Origin of the sequence: Streptomyces sp. PsTaAH-124 (assembly GCF_000373685.1) — a bacterium.
Taxonomy (GTDB): domain Bacteria; phylum Actinomycetota; class Actinomycetes; order Streptomycetales; family Streptomycetaceae; genus Streptomyces; species Streptomyces andamanensis.
Window position 1 is genome coordinate 1 of record NZ_KB892209.1, and the last position, 18,643, is coordinate 18,643.

Consider the following 18,643-nt stretch of genomic DNA (forward strand, 5'->3'; position numbering starts at 1 on the left):
CCGTCCTGGCCGCGGCCGGCGGAGGCGCGTTCGACGGCTTCGAGCTGGTCGCTCAGGACGGACTTGGAGTCGTGCAGGAGGCGGCCGACGAGGGTGGACTTGCCGTCGTCGACGGATCCGGCGGTGGCGAAGCGCAGCAGGGTGGTGGCCGCGAGGTGTTCGGGTGTCACGGTGGTCATCTCTAGAAGTACCCCTCGCGTTTGCGGTCTTCCATCGCGGCTTCGGAGAGTTTGTCGTCGGCGCGGGTGGCGCCGCGTTCGGTGAGGCGGGAGGCGGCGATCTCGGTGATGACCTTCTCGATGGTGGCGGCGTCGGAGTCGACGGCGCCGGTGCAGGACATGTCGCCGACGGTGCGGTAGCGGACCTGCCGCTTCTCCACCTGTTCGCCCTCGCGGGGGCCGCCCCAGGCGCCCGGGGTCAGCCACATGCCGTCGCGCCGGAACACCTCGCGTTCATGGGCGTAGTAGATGGCGGGCAGGTCGATGTCCTCGCGGGCGATGTACTGCCACACGTCCAGCTCGGTCCAGTTCGACAGCGGGAACACCCGCACGTGCTCGCCGGGTGCGTGGCGTCCGTTGTAGAGGTTCCACAGCTCGGGGCGCTGGCGGCGCGGGTCCCACTGGGAGAACTCGTCGCGCAGCGAGAACACCCGCTCCTTGGCCCGCGCCTTCTCCTCGTCGCGGCGCCCCCCGCCGAACACCGCGTCGAACCGCTCCGTGCGGATCCTCTCCGTCAGCGGCAGCGTCTGCAACGGATTGCGCGTCCCGTCCGCCCGCTCACGCAGCACCCCCCGGTCGATGTACTCCTGCACCGACGCCACATGCAGCCGCAGCCCGTACCGCTCCACCGTGCGGTCCCGGTAGGCCAGCACCTCGGGGAAGTTGTGCCCGGTGTCCACATGCAGCAGCGCGAACGGCACCGGCGCGGGAGCGAACGCCTTCAACGCCAGATGCAGCATCAGGATCGAGTCCTTGCCCCCGGAGAACAGGATCACCGGATTCTCGAACTCCCCCGCCACCTCACGGAAGATGTGCACCGCCTCCGACTCCAGCGCATCCAGATGCGAGAGGGCGTACGGCCCGGCCGTGCCCTCCTCGGTCTCGGTGGCGGTCGTCGTCATGCCAGTCCCCTTTCACTGAGCAGCGCGTACACCGATGCCGCGGACTCCTGCACGCTCTGGTGCTGCGACTCGATCCGCAGATCGGGCGCCGCCGGCTCCTCGTAGGGGTCGTCGACGCCGGTCAGACCGGTCAGCTCGCCCGCCGCCTGCTTGGCGTACAGGCCCTTCACATCGCGTACGGAGCACACCTCGACCGGGGTCGCCACATGGACCTCGACATAGGCCGTGCCGGTCTTCACGTGCCGTGCGCGCACCGCGTCCCGGCTCTCCGTGTACGGCGCGATCACCGGGACCAGCGCGAGGACGCCGTTGCGGGCGAGCAGTTCGGCGACGAAGCCGATGCGCTGCACGTTGGTGTGCCGGTCCGCGCGGTCGAAGCCGAGGCCCGCGGAGAGGAACTCGCGGATCTCGTCGCCGTCGAGGACCTCGACGCGGTGGCCCTCCTCGCGGAGCCGGGTGGCCAGCTCGTGCGCGATGGTGGTCTTGCCGGCGCTCGGCAGACCCGTGAGCCAGACGGTGGCTCCGGTCGTCACGTGTGTCTCCTGTATCTCGGTCATGGTCAGCCGTGCAGTCCGCACTCGGTCTTGGCGCGGCCCGCCCAGCGGCCGGCGCGCGCGTCCTCGCCCGCCAGCAGCCTGCGGGTGCAGGGCGCGCAGCCGACGGAGCCGTAGCCGTCCATCAGCAGGGGGTTGGTGAGCACGCCGTGTTCGGTGACGTAGGCGTCCACGTCGTCCTGGGTCCAGCGGGCGATCGGGGAGATCTTGACCTTGCGCCGCTTCTCGTCCCAGCCGACCACGGGGGTGTGCGCCCGGGTCGGGGACTCGTCGCGGCGCAGCCCGGTCGCCCACGCCCGGTAGCCCGCCAGGCCCTCCTGGAGCGGACCCACCTTGCGCAGCGCGCAGCACAGGTCGGGGTCGCGGTCGTGCAGCCTCGGACCGTACTCGGCGTCCTGCTCGGCGACCGACTGGCGCGGGGTGAGGGTGATGACACGGACGTCCATCACGGCCTCGACCGCGTCGCGGGTGCCGATGGTCTCCGGGAAGTGGTAGCCGGTGTCGAGGAACACCACGTCCACGCCGGGCATGGCCCGGGAGGCGAGGTGGGCGACGACCGCGTCCTCCATGGAGGAGGTCACGCAGAACCGCTCGCCGAAGGTGTCGGCGGCCCACCGGAGGATCTCCGGCGCGGAGGCGTCCTCCAGCTCGCGGCCCGCCCGCTCGGCCAGCGCCTTCAACTCCTCGTCCGTGCACTCTTCCTGAACGGCCGTCATGTGCGCTCGCCCCCTCCGTCGTCGGCACTCCCCGTGAAGCCCCGGGCCAGCAGCCCGAGGAACTTCAGCTGGAAGGCCCGGTTGCACGCCCCGCATTCCCAGGCGCCGTGGCCCTGCTCTCCGGGACGCAGGTCCTCCTCGCCGCAGTAGGGGCAGTAGAAGGGCGCGGCCCGCTCGCTCACGACAGGGCCTCTTCCGAGGCCCGTGCCGCCCAGGCCGCGAAGCGCTCGCCGTCCGCGCGCTCCGCCTGGAAGCGCTTGAGGACCCGCTCGATGTAGTCGGGCAGTTCGGCGGAGGTCACCTTCAGCCCGCGGACCTTGCGGCCGAAGGACGGTTCGAGACCGAGCGCGCCGCCCAGGTGCACCTGGTAGCCGCCGACCTGGTTGCCCTCGGCGTCGGTGACCAACTGCCCCTTGAGACCGATGTCCGCGGTCTGGATACGCGCGCAGGCGTTCGGGCAGCCGTTGAGGTTGATGGTGACCGGCTCCTCGAAGTCGGGCAGCCGGCGCTCCAGTTCGTCGATGAGGTCGCTGCCGCGCTCCTTGGTCTCCACGATGGCGAGCTTGCAGAACTCGATGCCCGTGCAGGCCATGGTGCCGCGGCGGAAGGGGGAGGGGCTGACCCGCAGGTCCAGCGCCTCAAGACCGTCGACCAGCGAGTCGACCCGGTCCTGCGGCACATCCAGGACGATCATCTTCTGCTCGACGGTGGTGGAGACCCGCCCGGAGCCGTGCTCCTCGGCCAGCGCGGCGACCTTGGTGAGCAGCGAGCCGTCCATCCGGCCCACGCGCGGGGCGAAACCGACGTAGAAGCGGCCGTCCTTCTGGCGGTGCACGCCGATGTGGTCGCGCCACTGCCGGGCGGGCATCCCGGGCGCGGGCCCGTCGATCAGCTTGCGCCCCAGGTACTCGTCCTCCAGCACCTGGCGGAACTTCTCCGCGCCCCAGTCGGCGATCAGGAACTTCAGCCGGGCCCGGTTGCGCAGCCGCCGGTAGCCGTAGTCGCGGAAGATCGAGGTGACGCCCTCCCAGACGTCGGGCACCTCGGCCTCGGGCACCCAGGCGCCCAGCCGCACCCCGAACCGGGGGTTGGTGGACAGTCCGCCGCCGACCCACAGGTCGAAGCCGGGGCCGTGCTCGGGGTGGACCACGCCGACGAAGGAGATGTCGTTGATCTCGTGCGCCACGTCGAGGAGCGGCGAGCCGGAGACGGCCGTCTTGAACTTGCGCGGCAGGTTGGAGAAGCGCGGGTCGCCGATGTAGCGGCGGACGATCTCGTCCAGGGCCGCCGTGCCGTCGATGATCTCGTCCTCGGCGACGCCCGCGACCGGGGAGCCGAGCATGCCGCGCGGGCAGTCGCCGCACGCCTCGGTGGTGGACAGCCCGACCGCCTCCAGGCGCTCCCAGATGGCGGGCACGTCCTCGATGCGCACCCAGTGGAACTGGATGTTCTGCCGGTCGGTGATGTCCGCGGTGCCCCGCGCGTAGGTCTCGGCGACCTCGCCGATGGCCCGCAGCTGCTCGGTGGTGAGCCGTCCGCCCGTGATGCGGACGCGCATCATGAAGTACTCGTCCTCCAGCTCCTCGGGCTCCAGGAGGCCGGTGCGCCCGCCGTCGATCCCAGGACGGCGCTGGGTGTACAGCCCCCACCAACGGAAGCGCCCCCGCAGGTCGTTGGGGTCGATGGCGTGGAATCCGCGCTTGGAGTAGATCGTCTCAATGCGTGTCCGCACATTGAGACCGTCGTCGTCCTTCTTGAGCTGCTCGTTGCCGTTGAGCGGGGTCAGGTGCCCCGCGGCCCACTGGCCCTCGCCACGGTGGCGGCTCACCTTGCGGCGGGGCGCGACGGAGTTCTGTGAAGCGGCGGCGGCCATGGTGATACGTCCTTCGGGACAGCGGAAGATGCGGCTCTGACCTGCGCGGATGCGGGCGCATGGGCAGTCAGGCAGGCAGGCGCGTCATTGCGCTCGGGAGGGAGGAGGCTGAAGATCCGGTGGTGCTGTGCCCGTGGCCCCAGGCCACTGCGGGCGAGTCAGCTCGCCGGACAGATGGCGCTGGACATGCGGCCGTGGTCGACGTGCCGTCGGCTCACCAAGGCGGTTCCAGTTCCAGACATGACGGCAGCGTGGCATGGCGATCTGGACACAGTCCACCTTTATCCAAAGTGTGGACACCCTTGTCCCGGAGTGTGGACAAGGGTGTCGTCGGTCACAGTGGAGCCGCGGTGGGGAAAGCGGTTGTCCGGCCCGGGAACGGGCCGTGGGCGGGTGGCCCTCAGGCCGGGAACGCGCCAGGCCAGGGGCCCGGAGCGGTGAGCGCCGGCTCCTCCTCGACCTTGGTGTCGAACAGGACGAACCCGCGCCGCTGGTAGTTGTCCATCGCGTGCTCGCCGTCCTCGCTGCACGTGTGCACCCACACCCGCTTGGTCGGCGCCAGTCCCGGCCAGCGGTCCGCCAGGTCCCAGGCGCGGGCGGTGCCGTACGACAGCAGGTGCCCGCCGATCCGGCGGCCCCGGAAGGCGGGGATCAGCCCGAAGTACACGATCTCCACGACCCCGTCGTCCTGCGCCTCCAGCTCGATGTAGCCCGCCGGTGTGCCCCGGTCGTACGCCACCCAGGTCTCGACCGCCGGACGCTCCAGGTACTCCCGCCACCGCGCGTACGTCCAGCCGAGCCGGTCCGTCCAGCGGATGTCGCCGCCCACCGACGCGTACAGGAAGCGGTTGAACTCGGGGGAGGGCACCTCGGCGCGGACGATCCGGACGTCCCCCTCGGGCGCGCTGGCCGGGAGCAGGTCGGTCGGCGCGGTCTGCTCCAGGGACCAGGTGGTCACGGCGATGTTCGTCATGCCGGCCAGGGAATCATCCGGCCGGGGCTCCTGTCGATCGCGGGCCGGGCCGCCCCGGTGGTTCTAGTGCAGCTCGTGTTCGAGTGCGGACAGCGGCACCGCGAACAGGGTCCGCCCGGACACCGACCACAGTTCGCCGGTCGCCGGAGCGTAGGACAGGGAGCCGACGCCGTCGCCCCAGCAGCGGTGCGTGTCGTCCGAGGTGCCGCACTCGGTCGCCTCGGCGCCCTGGGTGTCCTGCCGCCACAGCGTGCCGTGTCCGCCCCGCTTCCCGGCCGTCCGGCCCAGGTACCAGTCGGTGTGGCCGGCCGGGCCCGTGCGGTGCGCCAGCACCCCGCGCACGCCCGGCGCGTCCGTCTCGTACGCCTCCTGTGCCCGGACCGTCCCGGTGGAGTCGGCGGCCAGCAGTCCGGAGCGGGCCGGGTCCGCGCTGAAGGAGTAGCGCCACAGCCGGGTGCGCCGGTCGCCGTCCGTGCGGGTCGTCTCGCCCGCGACCAGGCTGTCCGGTGCGGAACTGCTGTCCAGGGAGAGGCTGCTCGGGCAGGCCGGGGCGACGCCGTCCCCGCCGGATGCGCGGGAGGCACGGGACGTGTCGGCCGCACCGGCCGTACCGCCCGCTCCCGCCGTCCGGCCGCAGGTGCCCTCGGCCGGACGGTAGCTGGCGACCGCCGGGAGCACCCAGCGGTAGCCGTGCGCGGACCAGCCGCCCGGCACCTTGCCGACGGCGTCCTCGGTGACGGTGGCGCGCTGGATGCGGCGCAGGTCGTAGACGTACAGCGCCTGCTGTCCGTCGCCGGAGGCGGTGACCAGCAGCTTGTCCCGGTAGCGGACCATGCCCGACACACGGGAGGCGAGCGCGCGGTAGTCGCGTCCGCCGTCCACGGGCACGGCGAGCAGCGCCCAGGTGTAGGTGAGGCGGGCCGGGTCGTCGGCGTCGACGAACGCCACCCTGGCCATACGGCGGGAGTCCGCGTCGTCGCCGCGGTGCGTCCAGCCGGACAGGATCACCTGGTGCGCGCCCCACCGGCTGCCGCCGTCCGTGTCCCCGGACGTGGCCACCGACTGCGGCCGCCACTCCCGGGTGTCGGCGTTTTCGGTGCCTTCGGCGTCTTCGGTGTCCTTGGCGTCCCAGCAGTACGCGCGGGTGGCCGACGGCTCGACGGGCAGCGCCCTGCGCTCCGTGCCCGTGCAGTCGTCGGCGTCGCGCAGGGTGCGGTCCGGGTCGCCGAGCACCGCTCCGGCGTCGACCGGCCGGCCCATCGCCGCGGCGAGCCGGTCCAGCGACCGGGCCGGGACGGGCTGTTCGGTCAGCCGCAGCCCGCCCAGTTCGGCGGCCGACGTGAGCGGTCTGAGTGCGCCGGGATCGTCGGTGACCGTGGCCTGCGAGGCGCTGATCAGCGTGGCGGCGGCGGTCAGGGCCAGTCCGGCGCCGGCCAGCACGGCACGCAGCGCCCTGCCCTGCCTGCGCCGGCGGTGTCGCCCGCGTTGCTTCATCCAACCCCCCTTGTCCAGGGCTCGGTTCGCCTCCGGGACGCCTGCCGACCGGGCGGGCCAACTGCGCCGCGGGTTCCCAGCGTTGAGCGAGGAGCGGATGGGGCGACCCACAGTGATGCTACGGCAGTCCGGCGCGCCGTAGGGCGAAGACCCGGCAATCGGCCCCGAGATGCCGTGCCCGCACCCGTGGATCCCTTGCCGCGCCGCCCTCTTCAGAGCGCGGCGGACGCCGCCCGGCCCCGGCGTACCGGGGGAGCGGCCGGGTGCGGCAGCAGATCGCGCGGGTCGCCGGGGTGCGGCACACGCGCCTCGGCGTCCTCCCGGCCCCGGTCGGGCCGGTGTTCGAGCGGCGCGCCCGGACAGCGCCGCACCCGCGACATCCCGGTCCGGACGGTCACTCTGCGTGCCGGACCACCGGACACCTCGGCGGCCGGGTCCACCGCGCCGCGCCCGGACCGGTGCACCGCGAGGAGGTACGCGAGTTGGTACGCGAGGAGGTGGAGGCGGAAGCGGAGACGGAAGCGGAGGAGGAGGCACAGGAGTTCGGCGTGGCGCGGACCCGCTCCCGGCCACCATCCCTGCGCACCCGGCCGCCGGTGCTCCGGCCGCCGGCCGCCCGCCGCCCTCCCCGCGCCCCGCCGCACCCTCCGCGCCGCTCCGTGGCCCGCCGCGCTCAGACCGCCGGGCGGGCGCGTTCCACCAGCGCGGCCAGGTCCAGCGTGTGCGGGAGGGTGCCCAGCGCCGTGCCGTGGTCGCCGCCGAGGCGGGAGGCGCAGAACACGTCGGCGACCTCGGGCGGTGCGTACCGGACGAGCAGCGCGCCCTGGAGGACCAGCGCCATCCGCTCCACCACCCGGCGGGCGCGCGCCTCGATGCCGTCCAGGTCGGCCAGTTCGGTGAGCAGGTCCTTGACGGCGGCGTCGAGCCGGTGGTCGGCGCCGCGCGCCAGACCCACCTCGCGCAGATAGGCGTCGAACGCCCGCGGCTCGCGCCGCAGCGCCCGCAGCACATCCAGCGCCTGCACATTGCCCGCGCCCTCCCAGACCGAGTTCAGCGGCGACTCCCGCACCAGCCTGGGCAGTCCGGACTCCTCGACGTACCCGTTGCCGCCCAGGCACTCCGCGGCCTCCACCACGACCGGCGCGCACCGCTTGGTCACCCAGTACTTGGCCACCGGCACCGCGATCCGCAGCAGCGCCCGCTCCTGCTCGCCGTCGTCGTCCCGGGCCGCCGCGAGCCGCAGGGCCAGCGCGGTCGCCGCCTCCGACTCCAGCGCCAGGTCGGCCAGTACGTTGCGCATCAGCGGCCGGCCGGCGAGCGGTCCGCCGAACGCCTCCCGGTACGTGCAGTGGTGCACCGCCTGCGCCACCGCCTGCCGCATCAGCCCCGCCGAGCCGAGCGCGCAGTCCAGCCGGGTCGCCGCCACCATCTCGATGATGACGGACACCCCGCGCCCCTCCTCGCCGACCCGGCGCGCCCAGGTCCCGTCGAACTCGACCTCGGCGGAGGCGTTGGACCGGTTGCCCAGCTTGTCCTTCAGCCGCTGGAGCAGGAACACGTTGCGCGTGCCGTCCGCCAGCACCCGGGGCACGAGGAAGCAGGTCAGCCCGCCGGGAGCCTGCGCGAGGACCAGGAAGCCGTCCGACATCGGCGCCGAGCAGAACCACTTGTGCCCGCGCAGCTCGTAGGTGCCGTCCTCGGCCAGCGGCCGGGCCTCGGTCGTGCCGGCGCGTACATCGCTGCCGCCCTGCTTCTCCGTCATGGCCATCCCGAACAGGGCGCCGGCCTTCCGCGCGGCCGGCCGCAGCCCGCGGTCGTACACCATGGACGTCAGCCGCGGCTCCCACTCGGCGGCCAGCGCCGGGTCGGCGCGCAGCGCGGGCACCGCCGCGTGGGTCATCGACAGCGGGCAGCAGTTGCCCGCCTCGGCCTGGGTCCACACCAGGAAGGCCGCCGCCCGCCGCACCTGCCCGGCGGGCCGGGTCCAGGCGGCCGTCAGACCGGCCGAGACGCCCTTGCCGAGCAGCCGGTGCCAGGCCGGGTGGAAGTCCACCTCGTCGATCCGCCGCCCGTAGCGGTCGTGGGTGCGCAGCCGGGGCGGGTTCTCGTTCGCCTGCGCGCCCCACTCCTGGACCTGGGCCGAGCCCGCGGCCCGGCCGAGCGCCGACAGTTCGGTGCGCACCTCGTCGAGCAGACCGGGGGCGACATGCCGCCCGACCGCCTCGGACAGGGCCCGGTCGGCGGCGAAGAGGTCGTAGCCGACCAGCGGCGGCACCTGGTTGGTCACGGAATGAGTGCTGGCTGCCATGGCACGGAACCTACCCGCGCCGCGACCGCCGTCACCACATCGGCGGCCCCGGACGGACACCGGGCCCGGCGGGGCGCCGCGCCGTCCCGCCGCCGGGGCGACGCGGACCGCCGGAGATCGCGGAGCGGCGCCCGTGGATGAGGGGGACGGGCCAGGACAGGGATACCTTTGGGTCGTGCAGCCAGCCAGTGACACCCCCGACAGGCCGACCGGCCGTTTCCACCGGGCCCGCGCCCTCTACCGGAACGTCTCCAAGCGCAGGACCGCCTGGCTGCTGCTCAAGGACACCGTCAACTCGTGCATGGAGTACCGCATCCTCGGCCTCGCCGCCGAGGCCGCGTTCTTCACCCTGCTCTCCGTGCCGCCCCTGCTGCTCAGCCTGATCGCCCTGCTCTTCTACGTCGACTCCTGGACCGGCGCGCACACCATCGCCAGCCTGGAGCGCAACATCATGGACGCCTCCCGCACCGTCCTGTCCGACCAGGGCGTCAAGGAGATCACCCAGCCGATCCTGCGGGACGTGATGCAGGGCGGCCGCCCGGACGTGATCTCCATCGGGTTCGTGTTCGCGCTGTGGTCGGGCTCCCGCGCGGTCAACGTCTTCATCGACACGATCACCGTGATGTACGGCCTGGACGGTGTGCGCGGCATCGTCAGGACCCGGCTGATGGCCTTCCTGCTCTTCGTCGTCGCCCTGCTCATCGGGTCGGTCGCGCTGCCGCTGATGGTGGCCGGACCGGACGCGGTGGTACGGATCGTGCCGTGGTCGACGACCGTCGTGCAGGTCCTGTACTGGCCGGTGGTCATCGTCCTGTCGGTCGCCTTCCTCACCACGCTCTACCACGTGTCCGTCCCCGTGCGCTCCCCGTGGATCGAGGACGTGCCCGGCGCGCTGGTCGCCCTGGCCATGTGGGTGGTGTGCAGCTTCCTGCTGCGCATCTACCTGACCAGCACCGTCGAGGGCCCCACCATCTACGGATCGCTGGCCGCGCCGGTCGCCGTGCTGCTGTGGATCGGTGTGTCCGCGTTCGCCGTCCTCGTCGGGGCCGCGGTCAACGCCGCCATCGACCGGGTCTGGCCGGCCGCCGCGACCGCCGCGGCCCGCGCCGCCAACGAGCGGGTGCGCGAGGCGCAGATCACCGAGTACGTCGCACGCGCCGCCGCCGCCCGCGAGGCGTACCGCGCATCCCTCGGCGACCCGGACGACCCGGACGACATGGACGACATGGACGAGACCGACGACGCCGACATGCCCTCCGAGTTCCCGGAGCGCTGGTCGCGCTTCCTGCCCCCGGAGGACGTGACCGCGCGCCTGCGCGCCCACGCCCGCGGCGTCCAGGAGCGCGGCCCGCACAAGGACGAGCGCGACGGCGCCCACCCCGACAAGTGACCCTCCCGGGGCACGGTCAGGGCAGCTTCCACACCCCGGCGGCCGCCGCCTCCCGGGCGAAGTCGGCGAAGTCGCGCGGCTCGCGGCCCAGCACCTGCCGCACCCCGTCCGACAGGTGCGCGTTGCGCCCGTCCAGCAGCGTCTCGAACAGACCGACCAGGAACTCCACCTCCTCGGCGGGCACCCCGAACCCGGCCAGCGCCTCCCCGTAGGCCCGCGCCGGCACCGGCCGGTACACCAGCTCGCGCCCGGCGGCGGCGGCGACCTCCGCGACCGCCTCGCCGAACGTCAGCAGCCGCGGCCCGGACACCTCGACGATCCGCCCGGCCCAGCGGTCACCCGAGGTCAGCGCCGCCACGACGACGTCCGCGATGTCCCGTACGTCGACGAACGGCTCGCGCACGTCACCGGCCGGGAACACCAGCTCCCCGCTCTCCCGCAGCTCCGCGAGGAGCGGGCCCTCGCTGAGGTTCTGCGCGAACCACGCGGCCCGCACCACCGTCCACCGGGCGCCCGACGCGCGCAGCGCCTCCTCGGCGGGCAGGGCCTGCTCCTCGCCCCGCGCCGACAGCAGCACCAGCCGCTCCACCCCGAGCGCGACCGCCTCGCGGGCCAGGCTCCCCACCCGCTCGGCCGCGTCCGGCGCGCCGATGTCCGACGGGTACATCAGATACGCGGCGTCCGCGCCGCGCAGCACCGGCGCCCAGGTCGTCCCGTCGTGCCAGTCGAAACCCTGCGCCCGGCACGCCGCCCGCACCGTCAGCCCCGCCGCCGCGGCCGCCGCGGCGACCCGGCTCCCCGTACGGCCGGACGCGCCGGTGACCACCACCGTCGTCGCCCGCGCGCCGTCCGTGCCCGCGGTACGGACCGCGTCCTCCGTGCCCTGCACGCCGTCCGTGCCGTCCGCGCCGTCGCTGCCCTGGGTGCCCTGCGTGTTCTGTGTCATGGGAGCAGTCAACTGCCGTGCCCCGCACGGGATCCATCGCCGAACCGCTCACCCGCATAAGCGCGCGTCTACGCTGTCCCCATGGACGCACTCGCCGGCCTCCTGGAGGGCCCCCGCGCGCGCGGCGCCTTCATGATCCGCGCCTGCCTCGACCCGCCGTGGGCCGTACGCGTCGAGGACGAGGCCCCGCTCACGGTGATGCTGATGATCCGCGGCCACGCCTGGATCATGCCGGACACCGGCGAGCGGGTGCGGCTGGGCCCCGGCGACCTGGCCATCGCGCGCGGCCCCGGCGCCTACACCTGCGCCGACGACCCCGGCACCGCCCCGCAGGCGCTGATCCTGCCCGGCGGCGAGTGCGCCTACCCCGACGGCCGCTCGCTGAACGGCTCCATGGACCTCGGCGTACGCACCTGGGGCGACCGCCTCGACGGCGGCACGGTGGTGCTGATCGGCACCTACCTCATGAAGGGCGAGATCAACGGCCGGCTGCTGGACGCGCTGCCTCCGCTGCTGACCCTGGCCTCGGACATGTGGACATGCCCGCTCACCCCGGTGCTCGCCGACGAGATCGTGCGCGACGAGCCCGGCCAGGAGGTCGTCCTCGACCGGCTCCTCGACCTGCTGGTCATCGCCGCGCTGCGGACCTGGTTCGCCCGGCCCGACGCTGCGGCGCCCGCCTGGTACGGGGCGCTCGCCGACCCGGTCGTCGGCCCGGTGCTGCGGCTCGTCCAGGACGACCCGGCGCATCCCTGGACGGTCGCCGCGCTCGCCGCGAAGGCCGGGGTGTCCCGGGCGGCGCTGGCCCGCCGCTTCACCGCGCTGGTCGGGGAGCCGCCGATGGCGTACCTGACGAACTGGCGGCTGGCGCTGGCCGCCGACCGGCTGCGCGACTCCGACGACACCATCGCCGCCGTCGCCCGCCGGGTCGGCTACGGCAGCGCCTTCGCGCTCTCCACGGCGTTCAAACGCTCCTACGGCGTCAGCCCGCAGGAACACCGGGCGCGGACGGCGCGCGCGGGCGGGTGAGAAGGGTGTACGGCGCCCGTCCGGCGGATTCGGCGGGCCCGGTGGCCCCGGCGAAGGCGGCGCGCGGGGCGCGTAAGGCCCCCGCGCCCGCGCGCGCCGACCGTGCGCCGGGCGGGTACGCCGAGCGGCCCGCGCGGCTGCCCGGCGCGGTGCTGTGGACGAAGACACCCGGCGGGCCCGGCGCCGGGGCGGGGCTCGTCCTGCCCGACGGCTGCATGGACCTGCTGTGGAGCGAGGGCCGGCTGCTCGTCGCCGGGCCCGACACCCGGGCGTACGCCCCCGGCGGCCCGCCCGCGCACTGGACCGGACTGCGGTTCTTCCCCGGCACCGCGCCCGGCTGGCTCGGGGTGCCCGCGCACGAACTGCGCGACCGGCGGACCGACCTGGCCGAGCTGTGGCCCGCCGCCGAGGTGCGGCGGCTGCGCGCCCGCCTGGAGGCGGCGGCGGACCCGGCCGCCGTACTGGAGGCGGCGGCCCTGGAACGCGCGGAGCACACCGGGCCGCCGGATCCGCGGCTGCGCCGCCTGGTCGCGGCCCTGGACGCGGGCCGCCCGGTCGCCACCGCCGCCGACGAACTCGGCGTGGGCGCCCGCTGGTTGCACCGCCGCTCCCTGGCCGCCTTCGGCTACGGGCCCAAGACACTGGCCAGGGTGCTGCGGTTGCGGCGCGCCCTCGCGCTGGCCCGGACCGGAGTCCCGTTCGCGCAGACGGCCCTGCGCGCGGGCTTCGCCGACCAGGCGCATCTGGCCCGGGACGTCAGGGAGTTGGCCGGGATGCCGCTGAGCGAACTCCTGGGCGGGCGCGAGTAGCGCCGCGCGGGGGACGCGAGCGCTACGCGGTGGGTGCGGGCAAGGGCGCGAACAGGTCGACGCCGTTGCCGTCCGGGTCGTGCACGACCGCGTACCGCATTCCCCAGAACGCGTCCCACGGCTTCAGCTCGCTGTGATACCCGGCGCCGACCAGGTCCGCGTGGACCGTGTCCACCTCGGCGGGTGTGCCGCAGTGGAAGGCGAGCGCGCACCGGCCGCCTCCGGTCGGCGGGCGCCAGTGCGGATGGAAGGAGCGGACGGTGTCCTCGGTGTCCAGCGCGAGGGTGAGCCCGCCGGGCAACGCGGCCTCGACGTGCGGCTGTTGTTCGGCGCCCTCGGGGAAGACGAGTCCGAGGCGGCGGTAGAAGGCGAGCGAGGCGGCCAGGTCCGAGGCGACCAGACCGACCACGGCGAATCGTGGAGTCATGCCGTCACGGTAGGCACGGCCCCGGCTCCCGGTCTTGAACGAATCGGACACTCCCGCAGGGCCGTCGCCCCCCAACGGCCCCCGCGCCCATCAACCCGGCTCCGCGACACGCCGGTCAGTGACGTTTCTCCGGTGAAGGCGTACGCCCGTCCGAGTGAGTAAAGGGCATCTCAAGTACCGCTCTCGGCATGGTCTAGGGATCCTTTTGTTCAGGCAAAGGACCGGCTGCCGTGCGGCCACCGGAATCCGGCCGTCCTGTGGGCGCGCCCCGCGCCCGACCCCCCATCAGAGGAGTCACGTTGACCTACGGCAAGAAGCTGCGCGCGCAGATCGCCGGGCCGGGTACCACCCCGCTGATCGGTGTGTACGACATGTACTCGGCGTCGATCGCCGCCGAGCACTACGACGGCATGTTCGTCTCCGGATTCGGCTTCGCCGCCTCCTACTACGGCCTGCCGGACATCGGGTTCATCGCCTGGCCGGACATGGTGGCGTTCGTCCAGCGGCTGCGGGGCGCCTTTCCCGCCCACCACCTGCTGGTGGACATCGACGACGGCTACGTCGACGCGGAGGTCGCCTGCCACGTGGTGGAGGGGCTGGAGCGCATCGGGGCGTCCGGGGTGATCCTGGAGGACCAGAAGCGGCCCCGCCGCTGCGGACACGCCGACGGCAAGCAGGTGCTGCCGCTCGACGAGTACCTCGCCAAGCTGGAGAAGGTGCTGGCCACCCGGCAGGACCTGGTCGTGGTGGCACGCACCGACGCCACCGACGAGGCCGACATCCTGCTGCGGGCCGAGGCACTGGCCGCGACCGAGGCGGACGTCATCCTGGTCGACGGGATCCGCAGCGTCGACTGGATCCGCCGGGTGCGCGCCGTGGTCGGCGACAAGCCGCTGCTGTTCAACCAGATCGGCGGCGGGAAGTCGCCGCGTCTGTCGCTGGGCGAGCTGTCCGGGCTGGGCGTGGACGTCGCGATCTACAGCACCCCGTGCCTGTTCGCCGCCCACCAGGCGATGGACTCCGCGCTCGCCGAACTGCGCCGCACCGACGGCCGGTTGCCCGAGGTGGACGCGGCCGGCGGCGTGGGCGTACAGGCCGCGACCAGCCTGCTGGAGCGCAACCTGGCGCACCGGCGGCCCGTGGGCGCGGGCGCGCGAGCGGGCGTGGGCGCACCGGCGGTGGGCGCGCAGGCGGGCGCGGAAGAAGGAGTGGGCGTGTGAGCGCGCGCCCGCCCCGGCTGCGCACCGCGACCGCCCTGGCCCTGGCGCTGGTGGCGGGTGCGGCCCCCGCCGCGGCGGCAGGCAGCCTCATCACCGTCCTCGACAACTCGCACTCCGACTCCATCCTGGAGGTCGACCGCACAGCCAACCTCCAGACCGGCCACGGCACCGCGGGCAGCGACCACGACGGCAGCGCCGTCGACGCCATCGAGGCCCTCATGGGCGTGGGACGCGACGGGGAGGAGGACGGCGACTGAGCGACAGCGACACGGACCGCACCGGGCGCCGCCGTGCGGGGCGGCCCCGGTGGCGGCCCGGTGGCGCCCCGGGTGGGGGGCTGGGGCGGTGACCCCGCGCCGGCTCCGGCGTCGGCCCCGGCGTCGGCTCCGGTGGCGATGGGGCGCCGCGCGAGCGGCACGGAGCAGGCTGCCGTACTCCGGACAGCCCCGTTCCGGGCCCGAGCGGCGGAATACCGCGCACCGCCGTGGTGCTCTTGAGGTACCGGTGCGCGAGCGCTGACGCCCGCGCACGAGCGGGTGCGCACGCGCTGAAGGGCTGGTGGTCACATGGCGGCGGACCGGACGGCTCCCGTGGTGGCAACGCCGTATGGAGCGGTACGCGGACGGTACGAACACGGCGTCGCGGCCTTCCGGGGCATCCCGTACGCGGCGCCCCCCTTCGGCCCCCGGAGGTTCCGGCCGCCCGAGCCGCCCGCGCCCTGGGACGGGATCCGCGACGCGCACGCCTACGGCCCGACCGCGCCCAAGCCCCCGTACTCGGACGCCTTCGCCCCGTACCTGTCCGATCCGGCCGTCCCCGGCGACGACTGCCTCAACCTCAACGTGTGGACGCCCGACCCGGACCCCGGCGCCCGGCTGCCCGTGCTGGTGTGGCTGCACGGCGGAGCGCTGACCCGGGGCTCCTCGGCCGTGCCCGTCTACGAGGGCCACTCCTTCGCCCGTGACGGGGTCGTCCTCGTCTCCGTCAACTACCGACTGGGTGTGGAGGGCTACGGACTGTTCCCGGACGCCCCCGCCAACGCCGGGCTGCGCGATCAGCTCGCCGCGCTGCGCTGGGTGCACGAGGCGATCGGCGCCTTCGGCGGCGACCCCGGCCGGATCACCCTGTGCGGCCAGTCGGCGGGCGCCATCAGCGTCGGCGCCCTGATCGCCGCCCCGCAGGCCCAGGGACTGTTCCGGCGGGCCGTGCTCCAGAGCGGTGCGCCGGAGGCGTCCGACCGGGACAAGGTGCGGCGCATGGTGCGGCGGATGGCGGCCCGGCTGAAGGTGCCCGCCACCGCCGAGGCGTTCGCCGCCGTCGACCGCGAGCTGCTGCTGCGCACCCAGGCCGAGACGGGCAGGCTCAGCAGCCCGGTCCTCGGCGGCCCCGCCTTCGGCATCGTCGTCGACGGCGACCTCGTCCCGCGCGACCCGCTGGAGGCGCTGATCGAGGGGGAGGCGGCCCGCGACGCCGACCTGCTCATGGGCTGGACCCGCGACGAGTACCGGCTGTGGCTGGTGCCGGGCGGCCTCGTCGAGCGCGTCGACCGGCTCGGCGCGGTCGCCCTGGCCGGTGCCATGGCCCGCTGCCACTGCGGGCACGAGGTGGTGCGCGGTTACCGCTCGCTGCGGCCCCGCGCGGGCGCCGCCGAGATCGTCGGCCAGTTGGTCACCGACCACATGCTGCGCCGCCCGCTGCACCGGCTGGCCGAGGCCCGGCCGGGCGCCGCCCACCTGTACGAGTTCGCCTGGCCCTCCCGGCTGCCCGGCCTCGGCGCCTGCCACGCCCTGGACCTGGGCTTCGTCTTCGACACCGGCGACGTCCCCGACGCGCGCCGGCTCGCGGGCGAGGGCGCCCCGCAGGAACTGGCCGACGCCATGCACGCGGCCTGGGTCCGCTTCGCCACCGACGGAGACCCCGGCTGGGCGGCCTGGGGCGACGACCACCCGGTCCGGGTCTTCGGCGACGGCCCCCCGCACACCGCGTACGGACCCCGGGACGCCGAACTGGCCCTGTGGACCGCGCCGCCCGCCGACTCGGTCCCCGACCCCCTTCCCGCGCTCCCCACCCCGCCTGCCGCCCCCGAGGGCGCACCGGCCCGCACCGCCGAACTCCGCGCGGTGATACGGCGCCTGCGCCGCTCGGGCGGTGTCCGGGGAACGTGAACCGCGGCCCTTCGGGGCGGGGGAGGGCGGCTCACCCGGCCCCGAGCGTGCGGGCGATCCGGCCGATCACCGGCGGGCCGACCCGGCAGCAGCCGCCGATCAGGCGTGCGCCCGAGGCACGCCAGCCGTGGACCAGGGCCGGGGCGAAGGTGGAGCGCCCGGTCCAGGTCCGGGCCGTGGCGTCCCAGCTCTCCCCGCTGTTCGGATAGGCCACCACCGGCTTGCCGGTGACCCGCGCGGCCACCGCGACGGCGTCCGCCACGTCCTCGGGCGCACAGCAGTTCACCCCGATCGCGATCACCTCGTCCGCGTCGGCGACCGCCCCGAACGCCTCCTCCAGCGGCTGCCCGGCCCGGGTGCGGGAGCCGTCCACCGTGTACGACAGCCAGGCCGGCACCCCGAGGCCCCGCAGGGCCCGCAGCAGGGCCACCGCCTCGTCGGTGTCCGGGACCGTCTCCAGGGCGAGCACGTCGGGCCGGGCGGCGGCCAGCACCTCCAGCCGGGGCCGGTGGAAGCGCTCCAGCTCGGCGACGGTCAGCCCGTAGCGCCCCCGGTACTCCGAACCGTCCGCGAGCATCGCCCCGTAGGGACCCGCCGACGCGGCCACCCAGAGCGGGCGCGCCGCCCCGCGCGCCCGCGCCCGCGCCACCGCGTCCCGCGCCAGAGCGACCCCGGACGCCATGAGCGCGGCGGCCCGCTCCCGGCCGAACCCGCGCCGCGCCAGCCCCTCGAAGGTGGCCTGGTAGGTGGCGGTGATCAGCACGTCCGCGCCCGCCTCCAGATAGGCGAGGTGCGCCTCGGTGACCGCCTCGGGCCGCTCGGCCAGCAGCCGGGCCGACCACAGCTCGTCCCCGAGGTCGTGCCCGGCCGCCTCCAGCTGGTTGGACATCCCGCCGTCGAGCACCAGCGTCCCGGCGGCCAGGGCCTCGGCGAGAGTCCCGGCGGGACCGTCCGGGGCCGCGCCGCCCGTGCCACGTGTCATGCCACGACGCTAACCGAGCGCTGCCCCGACCGTCCCGCCGCCCGGATCGCCGGGACCCACGGCTACGACGACCGCGCGACCGGGGCCGTCGCCCCGCACCTCCCGACGGCACGCCCCCGGCGCGCGGCACGATCTGCTCCTGACGTGTTCGGGCCGCGCCGAAAACCCGTTTCACCGGCTTCCGGGCGGCTGACACGATGTCCCGCATGACTTCCAGGATCCGCCATGTGACCGTCGACTGCTCCGACCCCTACACCCTGGCCCGTTTCTGGTCCCAGGTGCTGGACCTGCCGCTGCACGACGACGACCACCCGGGCGACCCGGAGGCGCTGATCGAGGGCGCGGGCCTGCTGTTCGTCCGCGTGCCCGACCCCAAGCGGGCCAAGAACCGCGTCCACCTCGACCTCCAGCCCCAGGACCGCACCCGCGACCAGGAGATCGAACGCCTCCTCGCCCTCGGCGCCACCCTGACCGACGACCGCCGCCGCCCGGACGGCCGGGGCTGGGCCGTCCTCACCGACCCCGAGGGCAACGAGTTCTGCGTGGAGCGCTCCGCCGCCGAGACGGCGGGCTGAGCACCGGGGTGTTCTGCGAGGACCTCAGCGCGTACGCCTACCTGGACCACGACGCCTTCACG

Annotated in this window: 19 protein-coding genes; 7 read left to right on the plus strand and 12 right to left on the minus strand. The window is 74.5% G+C overall.

Going from position 1 to position 18,643, the window contains the following annotated elements; translation table 11 throughout:
* Positions 1-181: 181 nt before the first annotated feature.
* From cysD to B086_RS0137245, 9 genes are all read right to left on the minus strand, one after another.
* Positions 182-1,120 carry a sulfate adenylyltransferase subunit CysD gene (cysD, locus tag B086_RS0137205; protein WP_018571526.1) on the minus strand — a complete coding sequence of 313 codons (939 nt, stop codon included), beginning with the start codon at positions 1,118-1,120 and terminating at the stop codon, positions 182-184.
* Complete coding sequence (gene cysC / locus B086_RS0137210) at positions 1,117-1,653, minus strand: adenylyl-sulfate kinase (protein ID WP_026253176.1); 537 nt, start codon at positions 1,651-1,653, stop codon at positions 1,117-1,119. Before cysC ends, cysD begins: the two co-directional genes overlap by 4 nt.
* Before the next feature lie 26 nt (positions 1,654-1,679).
* Positions 1,680-2,390, minus strand: a complete 711-nt coding sequence (locus B086_RS0137215; RefSeq protein ID WP_018571528.1) for a phosphoadenylyl-sulfate reductase — start codon at positions 2,388-2,390, stop codon at positions 1,680-1,682.
* Entirely contained in the window at positions 2,387-2,572 is a 186-nt protein-coding gene (locus B086_RS0137220) for a hypothetical protein (protein ID WP_018571529.1), read from the minus strand. The genes B086_RS0137215 and B086_RS0137220 overlap by 4 nt, the downstream gene beginning before the upstream one ends.
* Entirely contained in the window at positions 2,569-4,263 is a 1,695-nt protein-coding gene (locus B086_RS0137225) for a nitrite/sulfite reductase (protein ID WP_018571530.1), read from the minus strand. The genes B086_RS0137220 and B086_RS0137225 overlap by 4 nt, the downstream gene beginning before the upstream one ends.
* Before the next feature lie 400 nt (positions 4,264-4,663).
* Positions 4,664-5,236 (minus strand): GNAT family N-acetyltransferase, encoded by a 573-nt coding sequence (locus B086_RS0137230; RefSeq protein ID WP_018571531.1) that lies wholly within the window; start codon positions 5,234-5,236, stop codon positions 4,664-4,666.
* 63 nt (positions 5,237-5,299) lie between these two features.
* Positions 5,300-6,730 (minus strand): hypothetical protein, encoded by a 1,431-nt coding sequence (locus B086_RS0137235; RefSeq protein WP_018571532.1) that lies wholly within the window; start codon positions 6,728-6,730, stop codon positions 5,300-5,302.
* Positions 6,731-6,942: 212 nt separating this feature from the next.
* Positions 6,943-7,194, minus strand: a complete 252-nt coding sequence (locus B086_RS44870; RefSeq protein ID WP_158690453.1) for a hypothetical protein — start codon at positions 7,192-7,194, stop codon at positions 6,943-6,945.
* Positions 7,195-7,403: 209 nt separating this feature from the next.
* On the minus strand, positions 7,404-9,038 hold the full coding sequence (locus B086_RS0137245) for an acyl-CoA dehydrogenase family protein (protein ID WP_026253177.1): 1,635 nt from the start codon (positions 9,036-9,038) through the stop codon (positions 7,404-7,406).
* A 175-nt stretch (positions 9,039-9,213) separates the two neighbouring features.
* Here B086_RS0137245 and B086_RS0137250 point away from each other — a divergent pair, with 175 nt between their 5' ends.
* The gene (locus B086_RS0137250) at positions 9,214-10,428 is read left to right on the plus strand and encodes a YihY/virulence factor BrkB family protein (protein ID WP_018571535.1); all 1,215 of its coding nucleotides are present in this window, start codon (positions 9,214-9,216) and stop codon (positions 10,426-10,428) included.
* Between the two features lie 16 nt (positions 10,429-10,444).
* Here B086_RS0137250 and B086_RS0137255 read toward each other — a convergent pair whose 3' ends face one another.
* The gene (locus B086_RS0137255; RefSeq protein WP_018571536.1) at positions 10,445-11,374 is read right to left on the minus strand and encodes a hypothetical protein; all 930 of its coding nucleotides are present in this window, start codon (positions 11,372-11,374) and stop codon (positions 10,445-10,447) included.
* An 81-nt stretch (positions 11,375-11,455) separates the two neighbouring features.
* Between B086_RS0137255 and B086_RS0137260 the strand changes: the two genes are divergently transcribed.
* Entirely contained in the window at positions 11,456-12,403 is a 948-nt protein-coding gene (locus tag B086_RS0137260) for an AraC family transcriptional regulator (protein ID WP_018571537.1), read from the plus strand.
* Between the two features lie 137 nt (positions 12,404-12,540).
* Entirely contained in the window at positions 12,541-13,212 is a 672-nt protein-coding gene (locus tag B086_RS0137265; RefSeq protein WP_037874644.1) for a helix-turn-helix domain-containing protein, read from the plus strand.
* 22 nt (positions 13,213-13,234) lie between these two features.
* Here B086_RS0137265 and B086_RS0137270 read toward each other — a convergent pair whose 3' ends face one another.
* Positions 13,235-13,639 carry a VOC family protein gene (locus B086_RS0137270; RefSeq protein ID WP_026253178.1) on the minus strand — a complete coding sequence of 135 codons (405 nt, stop codon included), beginning with the start codon at positions 13,637-13,639 and terminating at the stop codon, positions 13,235-13,237.
* 299 nt (positions 13,640-13,938) lie between these two features.
* Here B086_RS0137270 and B086_RS0137275 point away from each other — a divergent pair, with 299 nt between their 5' ends.
* The 3 genes from B086_RS0137275 to B086_RS0137285 all read left to right on the plus strand — a co-directional run bounded on the left by B086_RS0137275 (position 13,939) and on the right by B086_RS0137285 (position 17,024).
* A complete protein-coding gene (locus tag B086_RS0137275; protein WP_018571540.1) occupies positions 13,939-14,859 on the plus strand; it encodes an isocitrate lyase/PEP mutase family protein in 921 nt (306 codons plus the stop codon).
* Positions 14,856-15,116 (plus strand): hypothetical protein, encoded by a 261-nt coding sequence (locus tag B086_RS0137280; RefSeq protein WP_018571541.1) that lies wholly within the window; start codon positions 14,856-14,858, stop codon positions 15,114-15,116. Before B086_RS0137275 ends, B086_RS0137280 begins: the two co-directional genes overlap by 4 nt.
* Positions 15,117-15,425: 309 nt before the next feature.
* Complete coding sequence (locus tag B086_RS0137285; protein WP_018571542.1) at positions 15,426-17,024, plus strand: carboxylesterase/lipase family protein; 1,599 nt, start codon at positions 15,426-15,428, stop codon at positions 17,022-17,024.
* Positions 17,025-17,055: 31 nt separating this feature from the next.
* On the opposite strand, the gene mmuM is transcribed toward B086_RS0137285, so the two are convergent.
* Positions 17,056-18,006, minus strand: a complete 951-nt coding sequence (gene mmuM, locus B086_RS0137290) for a homocysteine S-methyltransferase (protein WP_018571543.1) — start codon at positions 18,004-18,006, stop codon at positions 17,056-17,058.
* Positions 18,007-18,212: 206 nt separating this feature from the next.
* Here mmuM and B086_RS44875 point away from each other — a divergent pair, with 206 nt between their 5' ends.
* Positions 18,213-18,581: a VOC family protein gene (locus B086_RS44875; protein ID WP_026253179.1), complete on the plus strand. Its 369-nt coding sequence runs from the start codon at positions 18,213-18,215 to the stop codon at positions 18,579-18,581.
* The last annotated feature ends 62 nt before the right edge of the window (positions 18,582-18,643 follow it).